Origin of the sequence: Paenibacillus sp. FSL H7-0357, from assembly GCF_000758525.1 — a bacterium.
In the GTDB taxonomy this organism is placed as follows: domain Bacteria; phylum Bacillota; class Bacilli; order Paenibacillales; family Paenibacillaceae; genus Paenibacillus_AQ.
The window spans coordinates 2,732,750-2,748,930 of sequence record NZ_CP009241.1 but is presented as its reverse complement, the minus strand read 5'-3'; the positions used below and the strand labels follow the sequence as shown (position 1 = coordinate 2,748,930).

Sequence of the window (16,181 nt, the reverse complement as noted above, 5' to 3'; positions counted from 1 at the left end):
ATGTTAACCTCCTTCAAGCGCACCTATTTCGTGCGTGTCTTGAACAAAAGAAAAATGAAATACGGCACACCGATGATAGAGATGACAATGCCTACCGGCAGTTGAGCCGGAGCGAACACCGTTTTGCCGATAAAATCACCGATAACCACCATCAGCATCCCAATCATGCCGCATAAGGGGACGATATACTTATAGCTGTTGCCGATCAGTCTTCTGGCGATATGCGGTGCGATCAGGCCAACAAACCCGATGCTACCGGACACGGAGATACAGGCGCTGACCAGACCGACACAGCAGAGCAGCAGGATCTGCCTTTCTCTGCCTATAGCGACACCTAATCCCTTTACACTGACTTCATGCAGCTGCATTAAATCAAGAACAGCTGCGCGTCTCCAGATCACTGGAATTAATATCACCAGCCAGGGCAGGGTCGAAAGCACCTGTCTCCAGTTCGCGCTGTACACGCTGCCAGCCAGCCAGACGGCGGCCATCTCATAGTTTTGCGGGTCCATTTTGAGTGAGACAAACAGGGTAATTGCCCCAAAGCCGGATGCAAGCGCGATGCCCACAAGAATCAGCTGCTGCGGATTAAATTCACCGTTCTGCCTGGCGAAGATATAGAGCAGAATGACGGCAACCAGCCCGCCCACAAATCCGAACATCGGCATGGACAGGACCGCAAACCAGTCCGGGGTCTTCATCGTCCCTGCTGCAAAGAACATGTACAATACGACAAAAGCTCCTGCAGCAGCATGAATACCGAGAATTCCGGGATCCGCAAGAGAGTTGCGGGTGATGCCCTGCAGCACAGCACCGGCGATTCCCAGCCCGAATCCGACAAGTGCGCCAAGTACAATGCGCGGCAGACGAAAGTCAAAGATAACGAGGTCATGATCTGCGGCGGGATTAATCCGCAGTAAAGTGCGAAGCACATCCTTCGCTGAAAGGTCGAAGGTTCCGTTGGTCAGGCTAATGTACATGAAACACAGCGTGAGTGCACACATGATCAGAAACAAGGACCAGAAAGCAAGCCGCTTTGGTTTCGGTGAAAGATAGGACTTGCTCAAGTCTGGCCACCCCCTCTTGTCTTAATTAAATAGAGGAAAAAGGGAACCCCAAACAAAGCGGTGACTACACCGATCGGCGTTTCAAACGGAAAATTCACGAACCTGCTGATGAGATCGCATGCAGCCAGGAACAGCGCGCCAAAAAAAGCGGAAAAAGGAATGATCTTGCGGTAGTCCTGACCGATCAGATAACGCGTAATATGCGGGATTATGAGGCCGACAAAGGCTATTTTCCCGGCAATGGCTACTGAGATTCCCGTCAGAATGACGACACTCAGCATCGTCAGGCCTTTTACCACTGCGACCTTAAGGCCGAGGCCTGCAGCGGTCTCATCACCAAGCGAGAGCATCGTCACGGAACGGGCCATCATCAGGCCCAGAGCCAAGCCGACCACGGCAAACGGAATTGCCAGCTTGATTAACGCCGGGTCCATCATATGCAGCCGGGCGTTGTACCAAAAGCTGATATTTTGCGAAATTTGAAAATAGGTAGCGAGCGCCTGCGACACCCCTCCAAGAAAGGTGCCGATAATAGTACCCAGGACGGCCAGTGACAAGGGCGAGGCACCGCCGGGCAGCAGCTTGGCCGTACCGAAGACCAAAGCTGCCCCCAGCATCGAGCCTGCCAGTGAATAGAGAATCATCGTCATGGATGAAGCGCCGGGCAGGAACACCATACATAGCGTAATGGCAAATACAGATCCGTCGCTAATCCCCATAATTGAAGGAGAGGCCAGATAATTCCGGGTCATCCCTTGCATTAAGGCCCCGGATACGGCCAGGAACGCGCCGATCAGCAGCGCCCCGGCCACCCGCGGCATCCGCGAGGTCCGGATAATCAGATGATCAATATTGTCCCCGTCCAGATGAAACAGCGCATTCCATACCGTGCTATAGCTGATGGATTTAGTGCCATAGAGCACCGACAAGACACCGACGAGTATAATGAGGACGACCCCCAGCACCAGCAGGGAGGTCGTCTTTAGTCCGGCAGATAATTTCATATCATCCCACTCTTTTGTACAATCTCAGATTACTTGTTCAACTGCTCCACTGCAGCCTGCAGGAATTGTATGCGGCTCCATGCCGGTCCGCCTTCGGACAACGGATCAATTACATTGACGAAGGTCTTGTTATTTTTCATCGCATTAATTTTTTGGATAATCGGATTGCTTTGCAGGTCTTCCAGCGCTGTTGCAGTCTCGGCATTCTCATCAGCAGCAAATTGGATAAACAGGATATCCGGATTCATTGACGCCAGCTGCTCGACCGAAATGCCTTCCTGTGCTTTCGCAGCTTCTACCTCTGCCGGAACACTTAGGCCAAGATCGTTATACAAGATAGGGTTAACAAACACCGCCGCAGGGAAAATAAACATTTGTCCTGCACGGATACGTATTGCCACTACCTTCTGATCCTTCAGCTTCTCACCAAGCTCTGCCTTTGCATTTTCCAGTGCTGCCTGATATTTGGCGATTTCCGCCGCAGCCTGCTCCTGCTTGCCAGTCAGCTCTGCCATCAGATTCAGGTTCGCTTCCCAGTTGCTGGCGATATGCGAGACTTGAATGAGCGGAGCGATTTTCTTCAGTTGCTCTACTACTTCAGGCTTGAACTTCGTAGTCCCGAGGATCACATCCGGCTTCAGCTTCAGGATGGTCTCGAAGTTCGGCTCGGTTTTCTCCCCGATCGATTCAGCCTTGTCCGTAATGGCAGCGAAGCGTTCCGGAAATTCACCGCTGAACGTAATTGCGCCGACTGGATGCACATCCAGCACCAGCGCATCCTCCATGGCTTCCATTGCTCCGGTAATAACAATCCGTTCTGCTGATGCGGGTACCGTATATTGCTCCCCTAAATATTCAATCGTGCGCGTGCCTGCTTCAGTTACTGCCGGTGAGGCTTCTGCCGTTGCCTCTGCCGTAGCCGCCGGAGCTGCTGTTGCGGTTTCCGCAGCATTTGCGGCCCCATTTGCCGGCGTATTGTTGCCGTTGCCTCCGCACGCTGTAAGTACGAGTACAAATAATGCTATCAGTCCTGCTATCCCAAATGATCTTTTCATCTTTCTATAAATCCCCTTCCACTCTGTAAAATGTCCAATCTATATCACAACAAGTGATAATGATTATCATTTTCGATTATAACGAAGGGTCTGCTGCCGTACCATGGACAAAAGGCGGAACATTTATGGACGATTGGCTGCAAGCAGCTGCAGCGTCTGCCGGAGCATCCGCAGCTGCGCATAAGCGGAATGCTCACGCCAGGGATCGGAGCTCATATGATGCACCCGGTGTCTCTGAACCGCAGAAAGCTTCAGCCATAACGGATGATTCTGCAGCTTCTGCCACTCGCCCAGCGTATCGTTCTCTCTGCGGATCAGCATGAACAAATGATCTGCCGGCAGAGCCGCAAGCTCTTCTAGTGTAACCGGCACGTTATAAATACCTTCGCCGGACTTAAAGGCCGGCTTTAAGTCCAGCTCCCGGTAGAGCATGTCCAGTATGCCGTGATTGCAGTACAAATACAGCTTGCTGCCAAGCATCCGGATCACAGCAACAGATTCATCACCCATCGCTTTGTGCAGAAGCTCTTTGGCGCTGCGCACCTCACGGTCATACGCTGACAGCCACTGCTCCCCTTGCCAGCTCTCGCCCAGAACCTGTGCCAGTTCCTGAAACTGTCCACGCCAATCACAGCTGCCGCCATGACTATAATAGACTGGAGCTATCTTCTCCAGCGCGGTTTTCTCCTGCTCCTTCAGCTCATCCCGGGCGATGATCAGGTCAGCCGGATACTGGCTCAGCAGATCAATGTTAGCCTGCCATTCCTGGTTGTTGCGGTACGCGCTGATATGCACGGGAATATCCCCGCGGTAGTTCAGATAATAATATTCCGTCCATTTCGGATGCAGTGCCGCCGCGTAGGGTGTCAGGTTCAGCGGCAGCAATTGTCCCAGCACCGCCGGAGTATAAGCAACCAGCTTCCGGTGACGGCTTTTCATATAGACTGCAGGCGGCACACCGATCATCTTTTTGAATTTCCGGCTGAAATAGAACTCATCGGCATACCCCACCCGGTGGGCGATATCCCGCAGCTTCAGTCCACTCTCCGCCATCAGTCGTTTCGCCTGCTGCAGCCGCAGTTCGGCGGCGTATTCCACTGCACTTTTGCCGTATTTCCGCTTAAACAGGTCCACAAAATACTTAGGGCTGAGCTCGGCGGCTTGCGCCAGCTCCTGAGTCGTCAGCGGCTCCGTGAAGTGATCCTCTATGTACTGCTTGGCCTGCTCCAGCGCCCTTCCCGTATCTCTGGGCTTCTGCCGGCAGCTCATACGAATCACATACAGCAGCTCCTGAAAATCTATTTGCGCGCGAAAGCTGATGTTCTGTTGTCCAGCCCCGGATATCCGAAAAACTTCACTGCAGACGGAAGAGATTTGCTTAGCTGGAAAGTGCGGCAGTATGGTATCCGGCGGAAACAGAAGTGCGTCATGGATTGCATGGTCACGAACGTTCTCCGGTTTACCGTAATGATAGACTTCAAAATAAAAAATATGCATATCCAGGCTGGCGGCCGGTTTGGCCGTTCCGATCGTTTGCTCCGGCAGGCATAGACAGACTGAACCTGCGGACAGCTCCACCTGGCGGTGATCCACATGAATCCGGACTGCTCCGCCTGCCACCAGAATCAGCGCATAGCAGAAATTCAGCTGCTGGGGCAGCCGAACCTCCCCGTCTCCCCTCAGTGCCTGAACCGACAACAGTCTGAAGGACAACTGATCCCAGTCCGGCAGAGTCTCAGCATCCTTTTCAGCGGGAGAAGTTACTTCTGGTTCCATTACTTTTAGGTCCATTGTTATATAACACCACCATTACAGAACTTTTATATTACTTTATTACAAACAAGTATAATTGATAATCGTTCTCAATGGCAATGACGAGAATACTTCATTAGATGCAAAAAAATCCCCGAACCCCTTGTTAGGGGCTTCGGGGATCTTCCAGTTACAGCGGAACATTACGGTCTTACTGCCCGAATCCGACGCGGGGACGCTCCCGCTCCTTCGTTTCCACGGCTACGGCACGGATAGAGCTGATCGGAATGTACAGTACCTGATATTCCGTACGGTATTTCACGAACCGCTCGTCGATCTCTTCCAGAACACCGCCTCTGACACTGGAACCATCCAGAAAATTAACGGTGACCTCTTGCCCTTGCAATGCTGCCAGCATACCCATCCGCTCCATTCGCTTAAAGTTTGGTAATGATTTTGTCAATAATCCCGTATTCCAGCGCCTCTTCGGACGACAGGAAATAATCCCGGTCCATATCCTTTTCGACCTTCTCCACCGGTTGTCCGGTGCGCTCCGCAGTGATCCGCACAACCTTCTCCCGGATCTGCAGAATACGCTTGGCACTGATTGCGATATCACTTGCCTGCCCTTGTGCACCGCCATGCGGCTGGTGGATCATAATCTCGCTGTTCGGCAGGGCGAACCGTTTGCCTGTAGCCCCGGAGAGCAGCAGCAGCGAAGCGAAAGAAGCCGCAAAACCGGTACAGATTGTATTTATCTGCGGTTTGATTACCTGCATCGTATCATAAATTCCGAACCCTGCGGTAGTTGAGCCGCCCGGGCTGTTAATGAACATCTGAATATCCTTATCCGGCTCATCCGCCGCCAGAAACAACAGCTGGGCAATGATGCTGTTAGCCAGCTGATCGTCAATGGCCGCACCCACGAATACAATCCGGTCTTTCAGCAGCCGGGAATAAATGTCGTAAGAGCGCTCGCCCCTGCTCGTTTGTTCAATCACATAGGGAATAATACTCATTCTTATATACCTCCTGTAATGTGCCTTAACTTTATACCCTGTAAACGGATCATGGCGGGCAAAGGATACGGCACATACAGAATTTTTAAATTTACGGATGATGCGTATCTTTTATGATGAGCTATTCGTTTATATAATAGAGGGAACAAATTAAATGGGATAGCCAGAAGGAGATGCGTAAGCGTGATGACCCTTGAAGAGTACAATACCGTTAACCATACCGGTGAGAAAAGTCTGCAGTCGCTTGGAGCAGTCCTGAACCGCTATTGCCTGACACTTACCCGGTCCAGCATTGAAGCCGAGGATTTGGCTCAAGAGACCTGGGCCAAGGCGCTGGGATACGGCAAATTTCCGGCCAATCCGAATCCAGAAGCCCTGCTGCTGCGGATCGCCAAAAATACATGGATTGATGCTGCACGGCGACGGGCTTCCCTGAGCCGCGCTCTGGAGCGCGGGCATTCACAGGCAGAGCCGTTAACGGGCGGAACGATCTCCGAAATTGAAGTGGCCTTTCAGGCCCTAATGAAACACCAGTCTCCGCTGCAGCGGACGGCCTTTCTGATGCGGGATGTGCTGGGCTATTCTGCGGGTGAAACGGCGGAACAACTGGAAACAACCGAAGGCGCGGTGAAATCGGCGCTGCACCGGGCACGGCAGGCACTCGCAGCCGTTAGAGAGGATCTGTCGGCGGACGGCGGGCCTGCGGTTCCGCTGGATGCCGATTACCGGCAACTCTTGTCGGCGCTGGCCGATGCTTATGAGCAGGGTCAAATCCCTGTCATGCTGGAGCTTCTCCGCCAGGAACATTCAGCGGAACTTACGATGGCTGTAAGCACAGGTACCGTGCAGGCGCTGCACTTTGCCAGCAGCAGCCGTTCAACCGCTGGCCGCAGCAGCAGCACTCATGCCGGGCTGCGGATGGCCGCCTAACCCAAGGCTTCAGGTGGGTCAGCTATTTCAATTTATAAAGGAGTGTATTGAATGAGGAACATACTTGTGCTTGGGGGAACCCGATTTTTTGGCAAACGGCTGGTGGAACGGCTGCTCCGTGAGGGAGACAGCAAGGTAACGATTCTGACCAGAGGCCGGGCGGAAGACAGCTTCGGGGAACAGGTCTCCAGGCTGAATGTGGACCGTACGGACGCCAAAGCGCTTGCCGAAGCCGTCGGGGATACCCCTTGGGATGTGGTCTATGACAATATCTGCTTTTCACCGGATGAGGCTGATGCTGCAGGCCGTATTTTTGCCGGCACCGCTAAACGGTACATCCTCACTTCAAGCTTGTCGGTTTATGATCCAAGGCCGGAAGCTTTGACCGAAGCTGACTTCGACCCTGAAGTATACCCCTTGCGATTAGGTGCGAAGGAGGACTTCAACTATCAGGAGGGCAAAAGACTGGCCGAAACGGTTCTGCTGAAGCAGGACGCATTCCCCGTGGCTACCGTGCGCATACCCATGGTGCTGGGAACGGATGATTATACGCGGAGGCTGCTTTTTCACATCGAGCATGTCCGCGAAGGCCGGCCGATCGGCATCCCGAACACCCAGGCTGCCATCTCCTTCATCCGTTCGGATGAGGCGGCGGACTTCTTGTATTGGCTTGGCTTCTCCCAACTGACCGGACCGGTAAATGCATGCTCGGACGGGACTCTTACCATTGGGAAGATCCTCTCCATCATTGAAGCAGCCACGGGTAAGCAGGCGGTGATTGAGGCCGAAACTGCAGATGAGGATATGTCTCCCTTCGGCATTACCGAGTCCTGGCATATGGATACAACAAAAGCCCGCTCGGCGGGCTTTCCATTCCTTGCACTCAGTGACTGGTTTCCGGAGCTGGTGACCCAGCTCAATGCTTCACTCGGCAATCGCGAGTAATTTTTCCGTTGGTTCGTTGAGTTCATTCCAGTGTTCTTCCAATACCAGCAGCTGACCGGATGGCGAAACGTCCCCGGTCTCCTCTTCTATTTTGAAAATATTAATTTCCGTGAACAGCCGCTGCGAAATATCGTTAATCTCCACTGCCTGCCGGGCAATATCGCGGATCGCCTTGTCCTGCTGCGTGCTGGAAGCATTGACCTCCTGAACGCCCGCAGCTGTCTGCTCGGCTACGGATGCTACAGAGTGAATGGATACGGCAAGCCGGGAATTAATCTTCCGGGTCAGCTCCACCTTATGATGAATTTGTCCAATTTGTCTGCTGATTCCGGTAATCGAACCGTCAATCGCCTCGAAAGATGCAAGGGTTTCCGCTACCTGGTGATCCTGCTGCTCGAGGCTTTTTTTCGTCTCCAGCATGTAGCCCTGAAAGTCGGTCATACTGTTCTGAAGCTCATGAATGATCTCGCTGATATGTATAGAGGAATCTTTGGTCTGGACCGATAAATGCCGGACTTCGTCCGCAATAACGGCAAACCCCTTGCCGGAAGCTCCGGCCCGCGCAGCCTCAATCGCAGCATTCAGCGAGAGGATATTTGTCTGCTTGGAAATTTCGGTAATGGAATTCGTGATCCGGGTAATATCCTGGGATTGCTCCACCAGCTTCTCCAATGCTTGATACACCCTGCCGATGGAATCACGGGAATGCCGGGAAATCTGCTGCAGTGCGGTAACCGTCTCAGACCCTCTGCGGGTATTGTGATTGGCCGTTTCGCTTGTCGTGAGCATGGCACCGGTATGATCCGTAATCTCATCCACTTCCCGCTCCAGCTCTTGCAGCAGGACTGCACTTTGCTCGGACTGAACGGCTTGCTGATCCGCACCCACGGAGATTTCCTGTATCGTTCTGACAATATCCTGATTGGTATCCGCGGTAATGGATGAGGATTGCTGGAAGGAATGCGAATAATCCGCCAGGGAAGAAGCGACGGACAGGGTCTGCCGCAGCATCTCCCGGACCCGGGTAACCATATGGTCAAAATGATAGCTCAAACGTCCCAGTTCATCATTATAAGGAGAGTTGATCTGCTGCCGTAAATCGCCATCGGCAATTTGCCGCAACGCATCCTGGAGCCTGCGCACCGGTCTCAAGAATGAGCGGATCAGCAGCCAGGCCAGCACCAGTGTGAACAGGAAAACTCCACCTGCGGCATAAAGCACAATGGATACTGTTTGATCCAGCAGTGCAAAAGAATGATCCTGTGCCCTCTCAGCGTTCCCCGCGGCAGCGTCATACAGCTTCCCGTTGGTCTCCAGCATCGATTGATTTACAGCCGTTGCCTTCATATGCAGGGCGTCGATTTGTTCCAGTACCGTCAGTGGATCAAGGCTCTCATCCTCCATCGTCTTGACCAGTTCCCCGAATAACCCGGCATATTCTCCGGCCCGGGTCCGGAGCAGCTGCAGCTCTGCGTACGCAGGCGTCTCCTGTTCAAAATCCATACTGGCAATCTCATCGGTGAGCCGCTGCTGCTTGTCCTTAAAAGGTGCGGCAAGCTCCACATCACTGGACCCGGCCAGCGAACTTTCCAGACCGTCCAATTCCTGCAATAGCTGCGTGATCGTTTGAACGGTGATTCTTTTTTCCATCTCCGTCTTCTGCCGTTCCATAGAGAGCTCCACCTGATTAATCTTGTGTCCCTGGTACAGAGCCACCCCCAGGAAGATGAAAGTTATCGCAGAGAATACCAGAATCAACTTCCATTTCATAGATAGGTGCAGCAAGCTTCTTTTCAAGCGTATCATCCCTTCGTATCACGCGTACTATAGGTATATTTTACTAATAAGGTCATTATAGGAGCTGGATATTAAATACTCTCCAAGGTTTTGTATGCGGATCGTAAAGAATCTGTTGCGAAAATGTTAACAAAACCTGCACTGTGTGCTCAACCCCCCCCCATGTCCCCATATCCGCTGAACGTCCGGTCGCTATGCTCCCAGCTATTTCAACCTGCTTACGGACCTCATGGACGTTATTTCCTCCCAAAGAGCCGCCAAAGCTTCCATCCGGACCGGAATGACGCTATTACACTAAATCATCGTAGTTGGAGCGTTTTTAGGGCGAATAAGTTCTCTGGAGTCCGCAACGTCAGAAATAAAGCTTTTTTTGACAAAATAAGGGCGCTGGGGTCCGAGTACTGCTGTTCAAACTTCTTATATTTTAAAAGCAAAACAAGCCCCCGGAATTCTCCGGAAGCTTGTTCTTGACCCATTACTTATTCTGATTCGTCCGCTTATTGGGCACTTTCTTCCATATACATGACTTCCCACAGATGCCCGTCAATATCCTGGAAGCTCCAGTTGTACATAAAGCCGTGATCTACCGGATTGTTAAAAGGCTTCCCGCCTGCGGCCAGCGCCTTCTGCACCAGCTCGTCCACCTCGGTTTTGCTGGAGGCAGAAATGGCCAGAATTACTTCTGTCTGACCGGATGTGTCGATGATCTTTTTGGAGGTGAAGGTGTTGAAAAACTCCTTGACCAGCAGCATCGCAAAGGTGTTGCCGTTGATGATCATACAGGTTGCGTTCTCATCAGTATACTGCGGGTTGAACTCAAAACCTAAAGCGGTAAAAAAGTTAATCGAATTCTGCAGATTGTCTACCGGCAAATTAACAAAAAGCTGGCCTGCCTGAAATCCCATTCTTCTCATCACCTCGGTAATTATTTGAGTGTATTCCGCTCGATTATAACACGAATTACCGGAGGATGCCTCTAGTTGCGGGAACCCCGGACTCCAGCGCGTTTGCACAATTGCCACACTTTGCAGAGTTGATATTGGAGCTATACAAGAGTACCTTAGAATTAAGCGCAAGTTCAAACACATCTGCCAAGGATACCCCAAGGATTACAATCCAAAGAAGCAGAATGCAATCTCTGTTAACATGAAGAGTTTAAGATGGAGCTATCTAAGCGTAAAAGGGGTGGAGCGATGCCTAATATTTGGATGCATTTAGAGTATGGGCAGGTGCTGGCGGAACAATTTGCGGATCAGTTTCCTTTTCTGGGCGGGCTGAAGGAGCGGCCTGAATTGTACCAGCTTGGCTGCCAAGGACCTGATTTACTTCTATACCACAGCTTTCTGCCGTGGAAAAAAGATACCGGTGCCCTCCGGCTGGGCGACCTTATGCACTCTGTACACTGCGGTCCGGTGCTGCTGGAGCTCTGGCAAAAAATCCGCAGCCTCCCTCCTCCTGACCTTGCAGAAACACAGCAATACTTCCTTGGATTTCTGACGCATCATCTGCTGGACCGCAATCTTCATCCCTACATTAACTGGAAAGCGGGCTACAAGCACCGCAACCATCAGCGGTTTGAGATCGTCCTCGATACCGTGTTTATGCAACGGCTGAAGCAAATCGATACCTGGCGGATTGCAGCTTGGAAAAAAATTCACGTCGGCTCGCGGCTCCCCCATACCGTTCACACTCTCCTTCATGAAACCGCAGCGGCCTGGTATCCCGAAACAAAGGGCCTCCCGGATGAGATCTGGCAGGAGGCGTACCTGGATATGGTTCTGGCCCATAAATGCTTATATGATCCCAAAGGCTGGAAGAAGTCGCTGCTAAGGGGAAAAGCGCGCCACCATTTCTACCAGCCGCTTTCCCCAAGAGACGAGCAGTTGGATTATTTAAACGAAAAGCATGCCGAATGGCGGCATTCCGCGCTGTACTCCGAGGTCCGGACGGAAAGTGTCTGGGAGCTCTGGGAACAGGCGCTGGCGGAAGGGCGGAGTGTACTGCAGGCCTTGGCCGATTGGCTGAACAGCAAGGTGCCCGCAGAAGCAGCCCGCGCGCTGGAACAGTTCAAGCGGGTTCTCGGCAACCGGTCTTATGATACCGGCAAGGATTGCAGCAGCAATCTCAAGAATCAGTTCGCCGAACCGATCTGGGACTCCGGTATTAGCTCGTAAGGACATTTATATTTATTCAAGGGTGTAGCTCCGAAAGGGGCTCCTTTTCGTATTATTAGGTCAGCCAGAAACTTCTGGTTGGCCAATTTTTCTTGCCCTGCTCACGAAAAACCCCTGACGCTCAGGAAGCGCCAGGGGTGTTAAAGAAATCCGTTGCCGATTTCAGTCGGCAAGCTTGAGCAGGGCAGCCAGCATCTGCGCGGTTTCCTCACGCGTAGCTGCAGCCTGCGGCGCAAAGTTAACACCGCCATCCGGGGCGGTTTTGCCCGAAATGATCCCCGCCTGCTGGACAGCTGCAGCAGCTTCCAGCGCAAAAGAACTAATGGACTGCCGATCTGCGAATACGGCAGTGCCGCCGCTCACGGGCAGAGTCCAGTTCCGCTCATCCGCCAGACGGATAATCATAACTGCGAGCTGTTCGCGTGTAACCTTCGCCTTGGGTGCAAACTTCCCGTCTCCGGTGCCGTTTACGATTCCGCTAACGTTCGCCCAAGCGATTGCCGCTGCATAATAGTCATCCGCCTTCACATCTGTGAAGCTGCCGGACACTGCCGTGTTCAGCTCCGCTCCGGCCAGACGGGCCAATAGCAGGGCTGCGTCTCCACGGCTCAGGTTGCTCTTCAACCCAAACTGGCTTTCGTTGATTCCGGAAATAATGCCGCGTGCCGCCAGATACGTGATAGAGTCTTTGGCAAAGCTGGCAGCAGTATCGGTAAAGCCCGGGTTGCTGTAACCAACTGCATAAGCAGAGAAATGAGCGGTACGGAAGGTCAACTGGCCGGTCACCGCATTATAGCGGCTGCCAGGAAGCACAACCAGCTCGCCTGCAGGCGTAACATTGTAGGCCACTATCGCATTGGCATCCTCCGCAGATGACAGTGAATACGGGATGCTCACCAACGCTTTCCCTTCCCCAAAGCTGGAAAGGGTACGGCTACCGTTTTGCACTGTAAGGTTGATAACCGGACGGCTGCCGATTGTACTCCGCGCGGCTTCGCTTATACCTCCAGCGAGATTGCCCATGACACTGCCAAGATCGGTTCCCGTAATAGATAGTTTCACCGGTTCACCGTTTGCCGCAGCGTTCACTGCAATTACCGAAGTGCGGTCAAGCGAGACAGTTCCCTGACCGGCTGCGAATGTCACACTCTGCACAGCGCTGCCGGAAATCGCAGCCCAGACTGCGGCGGGAACCTCCAAGGTTACGGCTTTGGCCGCACTGCTTGTTGCAGCAACGCGGAAGACCAGCTCTTTGCCGGCAGAAGTTTTCAAGGATTCCAGCGCTGCTGCCACGGCTTCGGCAGTAACGGACAGAGTTGCCGCTCCATCCGCACCTGCTGCGGCCTTGAGTTCAAGAACAACCTTGGAGCCTTCAACAGTTACCGCCGGGGATTGAGCTGCAACTGCCGGAGTCTGCCCCACGGAGCCTCCTGTACCCGGATTCGTAATAACCGGATCAGCCGCCGCTACAGTCACCAGCGATTCGGCTACGCCATATCCATCCGCACTGTATACGGAAACGGTCACCGTTCCCGCTGCCAGCGGAGTTACCGTCCCCTTCTGATCCACTGCGGCCACTGCAGGATTAGAGGAGTTCCAGCTAAGCGGTGATTTCTCCGGCGTTCCAGCCGCAGGCTTAACCTCAGCTTTGAGCGTTGCCGCTGTCCCTCCGGCTTTTAGAGAGAGTGACTTCTGGTCCAGCGTAACCTTTGTAACGTTTAATTGATAAACCGCTACAGTGCCCCCTACCTCATTGGCTACCAGCACCAGCGGAAGTCCGGTCGGACTGTCCGTTGCCGGAATGAACTCGATGCCTTCCGGCCCGGTGTCCGTAGCGATATTATTTTTCGGCGTGAATTCACGGGAATTAATATAGTTGAGAAACTGCGGCTGCTCAGGATTACTGACATCGTAAGTCATCAGGCCGCCAATGCGCTCCAGGCCGATGAAGGCCAGCGCTTTTTGCCCCACCTTACCTACTTTAACATATTCAGGCTCCGGTCCTTTTTTAGTGCTGCGGCTGTCCAGCGTTGTATTGCTGTTGCTTGCATTGAAGTAATCAGGCAGCCGCTCCGCTGTAATCCGCTCAAAATCACTGCCGCTGTCATAAACCTGCTTCAGCGTATCAGCGTCCCATACCGAGAAGGAACGGCCCCCGTACAGGTACATGCCGTCATGACCCATATCCGACATGACCTCTACACCGTCATATTTCGTATTTCTGTTCAGGAACAATGCAGCCGCAGAGTCAGGTTCTAGTGCCCCCTTCATTTTGCCGATCGTGCTGGCATTTTCCTTACTGTCCCATTCCGTGGCATCGCCCTCATTGGCCGTGAACAAGTAGGTCTTGCCGTTTACGGTATACTGGCTGATCCCATCCGGCATATAAACGCCGTAGAACGGTACATTTTCCAGCCTGCTCTTGCTGTCCTTCACGAGGTCAAGTCCATTTAGCGGATCGCTCAAATCCTTAAATCCAAGCCCCTTGACCCACAGCAGCTTGCGGGAAGCAATATCAACTGCAGCTACTGCATTGTTCTCCTGAAGGGTAATATAAGCGGTCTTCTGATCTTCGGACAGCTCGATAAATTCCGGCTCCAGATCACGGACTGCCTCTTCCTTTGTACCCTTCCCTGTAATCAGCTTCGTTGCCGGATCAACCGCCCCGCGGATATGCACGAGATCGTCGATCCGCTCAGGGTTGTCGAACTTGACGTAATCCGCTGATTTCGCAGTCGTGTCAATGATCGTCACACTGCCTTCCGGGTCTCCCTCCAGTGTGCGGGGCTCGGCCTCGTCAGCCGTAAGAATAAAGCGGCCATCCCCGGTGAATTTGATCATATCGGGCTGGACTCCAGCCTCATAGGTATCCAGCAGCTTACCGTCATAATCCAGCACAAGAATTTTGCCGTTCTTCATGGCATCCGCTTCCTGTACGGCTACAGCAATCCGCTTCGTTGCCGAGTTGATGTCCACACTGGTCAGATCGCCATAGCTGAAGCCTCCGGTTTCCGCCAGCTGCTCCACGTTGATGCTCTTTTCCTTTTCCGGATGGATGCCGTCCTTCAGATTTACGATATCTACTGTCGCAGGATGTGTCGAACCGTTGACCAGATAGAACTTTCCGTTATCACGGTTATACTTGACGATCTCCGCCACACCGCCGTCTTCATTGGTAACCCCGACGGAATATCCGCCAAGCTTTGTAATGCTGATAACATCCGCCGTTGGCTCTCCCGCCGGTTTATCTACCGTCAGCGGGAGGCTACCCTCCGCCTTCATAGCAGGAACACTGCTGTCGTACACCGAGACGCTGACCGTTGCCGGACCTGACGTCACCGGAGTTCCGCTGATTTTGCCGGTTGCAACGTCCAGGCTCAGACCTTCGGGCAGCCCCGCCGCCTCAAAGGTATAAGGCAACGTCCCGCCATATACGGACAGTGTCACCGAATACGGGGACCCGGCCGTGGCCGCAGGCAGAGACTGGTCCGCCAGGCCAAGAGGCTGAACAGCCACGCCCCATGCTCCATCGGCACTGCTATGCGGCTTCATCCGATTCAGCGTTCCCGCATCCAGTGAATCGAAGCTGATCTGTTTAAGATCAGTTTTATTGTTGTCCGTATCGGCAAAATCGCTGCGCCGCACCGATTTCTGCTTCGAGGTGCCGCCGGATTTGCCGGTTGGATAATCGCTTTCATAGCCGTCGATGGTTGAACCGTTGTCATTGCCGGCCGTGCCGATCATATCCACGTAGGAATCCGGTTTATTCAGGAACGGATTTACCGTTTCCAGTAGCGTGGTACTGTTCAGCAGCACCACCTTCATTCCTTTATTGTAAAAGAGGATATCACTCCATACCTGATCGCCTTTGCCGCTGATATCGCTTTTATAGTCGGGGTTCACTTTGCCGTCTGTAATCAGATAAGAAGAATGCGCGTTGATCGTGCCGGTCAGCTCCAGCTTGCTCCAGGCATCGTTCATGGTTGGATCTGAGTATTGCACGGACCAGCCGCTCAAATCCACAGCGGAATCCGTAGGATTATAAAGTTCGATATAGCCCTTGGAGAAGTACCCTCCCGTTGTTTCGACATCCCCGCCGCCATATATCTGGTTCACGACAATATGGGGAACGGTTACATCATAAACGCCGCCAGCGGTATACGGAGTGCCGGACCCGGGTGCTGCTGCAGCTGTTGCCGGACCTGCGTTCCACGCCGGGCCCACTGCCAGTTCTGCGGCAATCAGCAGAGAAAGGATTGTTTTGCCTGTTGAATTCAAGTGATTGTCACTCCAATACTCTATAGATTTTTTACTACTATAGAGGACGAGTATGTTCTGATTTGCCGATTTGCATAAACGGAGTGTAAACCCCAGAATAAATCACCACATGAAGGTGGAAATGAGTTGATTCCCCGATAACCTCACTAAAATATTCGCC

At 52.8% G+C, this 16,181-nt stretch carries 12 protein-coding genes; 3 read left to right on the top strand and 9 right to left on the bottom strand.

What is annotated here, in order from left to right; all coding sequences use genetic code 11:
* Positions 1–23 precede the first annotated feature (23 nt).
* The 6 genes from H70357_RS11825 to H70357_RS11800 form a co-directional block, all read right to left on the bottom strand.
* Positions 24–1,004 (bottom strand): FecCD family ABC transporter permease, encoded by a 981-nt coding sequence (locus H70357_RS11825; RefSeq protein ID WP_052092515.1) that lies wholly within the window; start codon positions 1,002–1,004, stop codon positions 24–26.
* Between the two features lie 59 nt (positions 1,005–1,063).
* Positions 1,064–2,071 (bottom strand): FecCD family ABC transporter permease, encoded by a 1,008-nt coding sequence (locus H70357_RS11820; RefSeq protein ID WP_038589416.1) that lies wholly within the window; start codon positions 2,069–2,071, stop codon positions 1,064–1,066.
* A gap of 29 nt (positions 2,072–2,100) precedes the next feature.
* Positions 2,101–3,126: an ABC transporter substrate-binding protein gene (locus H70357_RS11815; RefSeq protein ID WP_038589414.1), complete on the bottom strand. Its 1,026-nt coding sequence runs from the start codon at positions 3,124–3,126 to the stop codon at positions 2,101–2,103.
* 123 nt (positions 3,127–3,249) lie between these two features.
* A complete protein-coding gene (locus tag H70357_RS11810) occupies positions 3,250–4,917 on the bottom strand; it encodes a helix-turn-helix domain-containing protein (protein WP_231578417.1) in 1,668 nt (555 codons plus the stop codon).
* A gap of 172 nt (positions 4,918–5,089) precedes the next feature.
* Positions 5,090–5,296, bottom strand: a complete 207-nt coding sequence (locus H70357_RS11805; RefSeq protein ID WP_038589412.1) for a hypothetical protein — start codon at positions 5,294–5,296, stop codon at positions 5,090–5,092.
* Positions 5,297–5,315: 19 nt separating this feature from the next.
* On the bottom strand, positions 5,316–5,897 hold the full coding sequence (locus H70357_RS11800) for an ATP-dependent Clp protease proteolytic subunit (protein ID WP_038589409.1): 582 nt from the start codon (positions 5,895–5,897) through the stop codon (positions 5,316–5,318).
* Between the two features lie 186 nt (positions 5,898–6,083).
* Between H70357_RS11800 and H70357_RS11795 the strand changes: the two genes are divergently transcribed.
* Together H70357_RS11795 and H70357_RS11790 are read left to right on the top strand one after the other, a co-directional pair.
* Positions 6,084–6,827, top strand: coding sequence for a sigma-70 family RNA polymerase sigma factor (locus H70357_RS11795; RefSeq protein ID WP_052091987.1), 744 nt, complete (start codon positions 6,084–6,086; stop codon positions 6,825–6,827).
* A gap of 51 nt (positions 6,828–6,878) precedes the next feature.
* Positions 6,879–7,772 carry an NAD-dependent epimerase/dehydratase family protein gene (locus tag H70357_RS11790; protein WP_038589406.1) on the top strand — a complete coding sequence of 298 codons (894 nt, stop codon included), beginning with the start codon at positions 6,879–6,881 and terminating at the stop codon, positions 7,770–7,772.
* Here H70357_RS11790 and H70357_RS11785 read toward each other — a convergent pair.
* Both H70357_RS11785 and H70357_RS11780 read right to left on the bottom strand, forming a co-directional pair.
* On the bottom strand, positions 7,752–9,569 hold the full coding sequence (locus H70357_RS11785; RefSeq protein WP_197073684.1) for a methyl-accepting chemotaxis protein: 1,818 nt from the start codon (positions 9,567–9,569) through the stop codon (positions 7,752–7,754). The two genes, H70357_RS11790 and H70357_RS11785, sit on opposite strands and share 21 nt — an antisense overlap.
* Before the next feature lie 497 nt (positions 9,570–10,066).
* On the bottom strand, positions 10,067–10,474 hold the full coding sequence (locus tag H70357_RS11780) for a VOC family protein (protein ID WP_038589401.1): 408 nt from the start codon (positions 10,472–10,474) through the stop codon (positions 10,067–10,069).
* A gap of 288 nt (positions 10,475–10,762) precedes the next feature.
* On the opposite strand from H70357_RS11780, the gene H70357_RS11775 reads away from it, so the two are divergent.
* Positions 10,763–11,743, top strand: a complete 981-nt coding sequence (locus tag H70357_RS11775; RefSeq protein WP_038589398.1) for a zinc dependent phospholipase C family protein — start codon at positions 10,763–10,765, stop codon at positions 11,741–11,743.
* 162 nt (positions 11,744–11,905) lie between these two features.
* On the opposite strand, the gene H70357_RS11770 is transcribed toward H70357_RS11775, so the two are convergent.
* Positions 11,906–16,021 (bottom strand): choice-of-anchor I family protein, encoded by a 4,116-nt coding sequence (locus H70357_RS11770; protein WP_038589395.1) that lies wholly within the window; start codon positions 16,019–16,021, stop codon positions 11,906–11,908.
* Positions 16,022–16,181: the final 160 nt, after the last annotated feature.

Coding starts and splice junctions, on each gene's coding strand:
- H70357_RS11775 (WP_038589398.1), top strand. CDS start 10,763: ATGCCTAATATTTGGATGCATTTAGAGTATGGGCAGGTGCTGGCGGAA.
- H70357_RS11820 (WP_038589416.1), bottom strand. CDS start 2,071: ATGAAATTATCTGCCGGACTAAAGACGACCTCCCTGCTGGTGCTGGGG.
- H70357_RS11810 (WP_231578417.1), bottom strand. CDS start 4,917: ATGGACCTAAAAGTAATGGAACCAGAAGTAACTTCTCCCGCTGAAAAG.
- H70357_RS11815 (WP_038589414.1), bottom strand. CDS start 3,126: ATGAAAAGATCATTTGGGATAGCAGGACTGATAGCATTATTTGTACTC.
- H70357_RS11795 (WP_052091987.1), top strand. CDS start 6,084: ATGACCCTTGAAGAGTACAATACCGTTAACCATACCGGTGAGAAAAGT.
- H70357_RS11790 (WP_038589406.1), top strand. CDS start 6,879: ATGAGGAACATACTTGTGCTTGGGGGAACCCGATTTTTTGGCAAACGG.
- H70357_RS11780 (WP_038589401.1), bottom strand. CDS start 10,474: ATGGGATTTCAGGCAGGCCAGCTTTTTGTTAATTTGCCGGTAGACAAT.
- H70357_RS11825 (WP_052092515.1), bottom strand. CDS start 1,004: ATGTGTGCACTCACGCTGTGTTTCATGTACATTAGCCTGACCAACGGA.
- H70357_RS11800 (WP_038589409.1), bottom strand. CDS start 5,897: ATGAGTATTATTCCCTATGTGATTGAACAAACGAGCAGGGGCGAGCGC.
- H70357_RS11805 (WP_038589412.1), bottom strand. CDS start 5,296: ATGCTGGCAGCATTGCAAGGGCAAGAGGTCACCGTTAATTTTCTGGAT.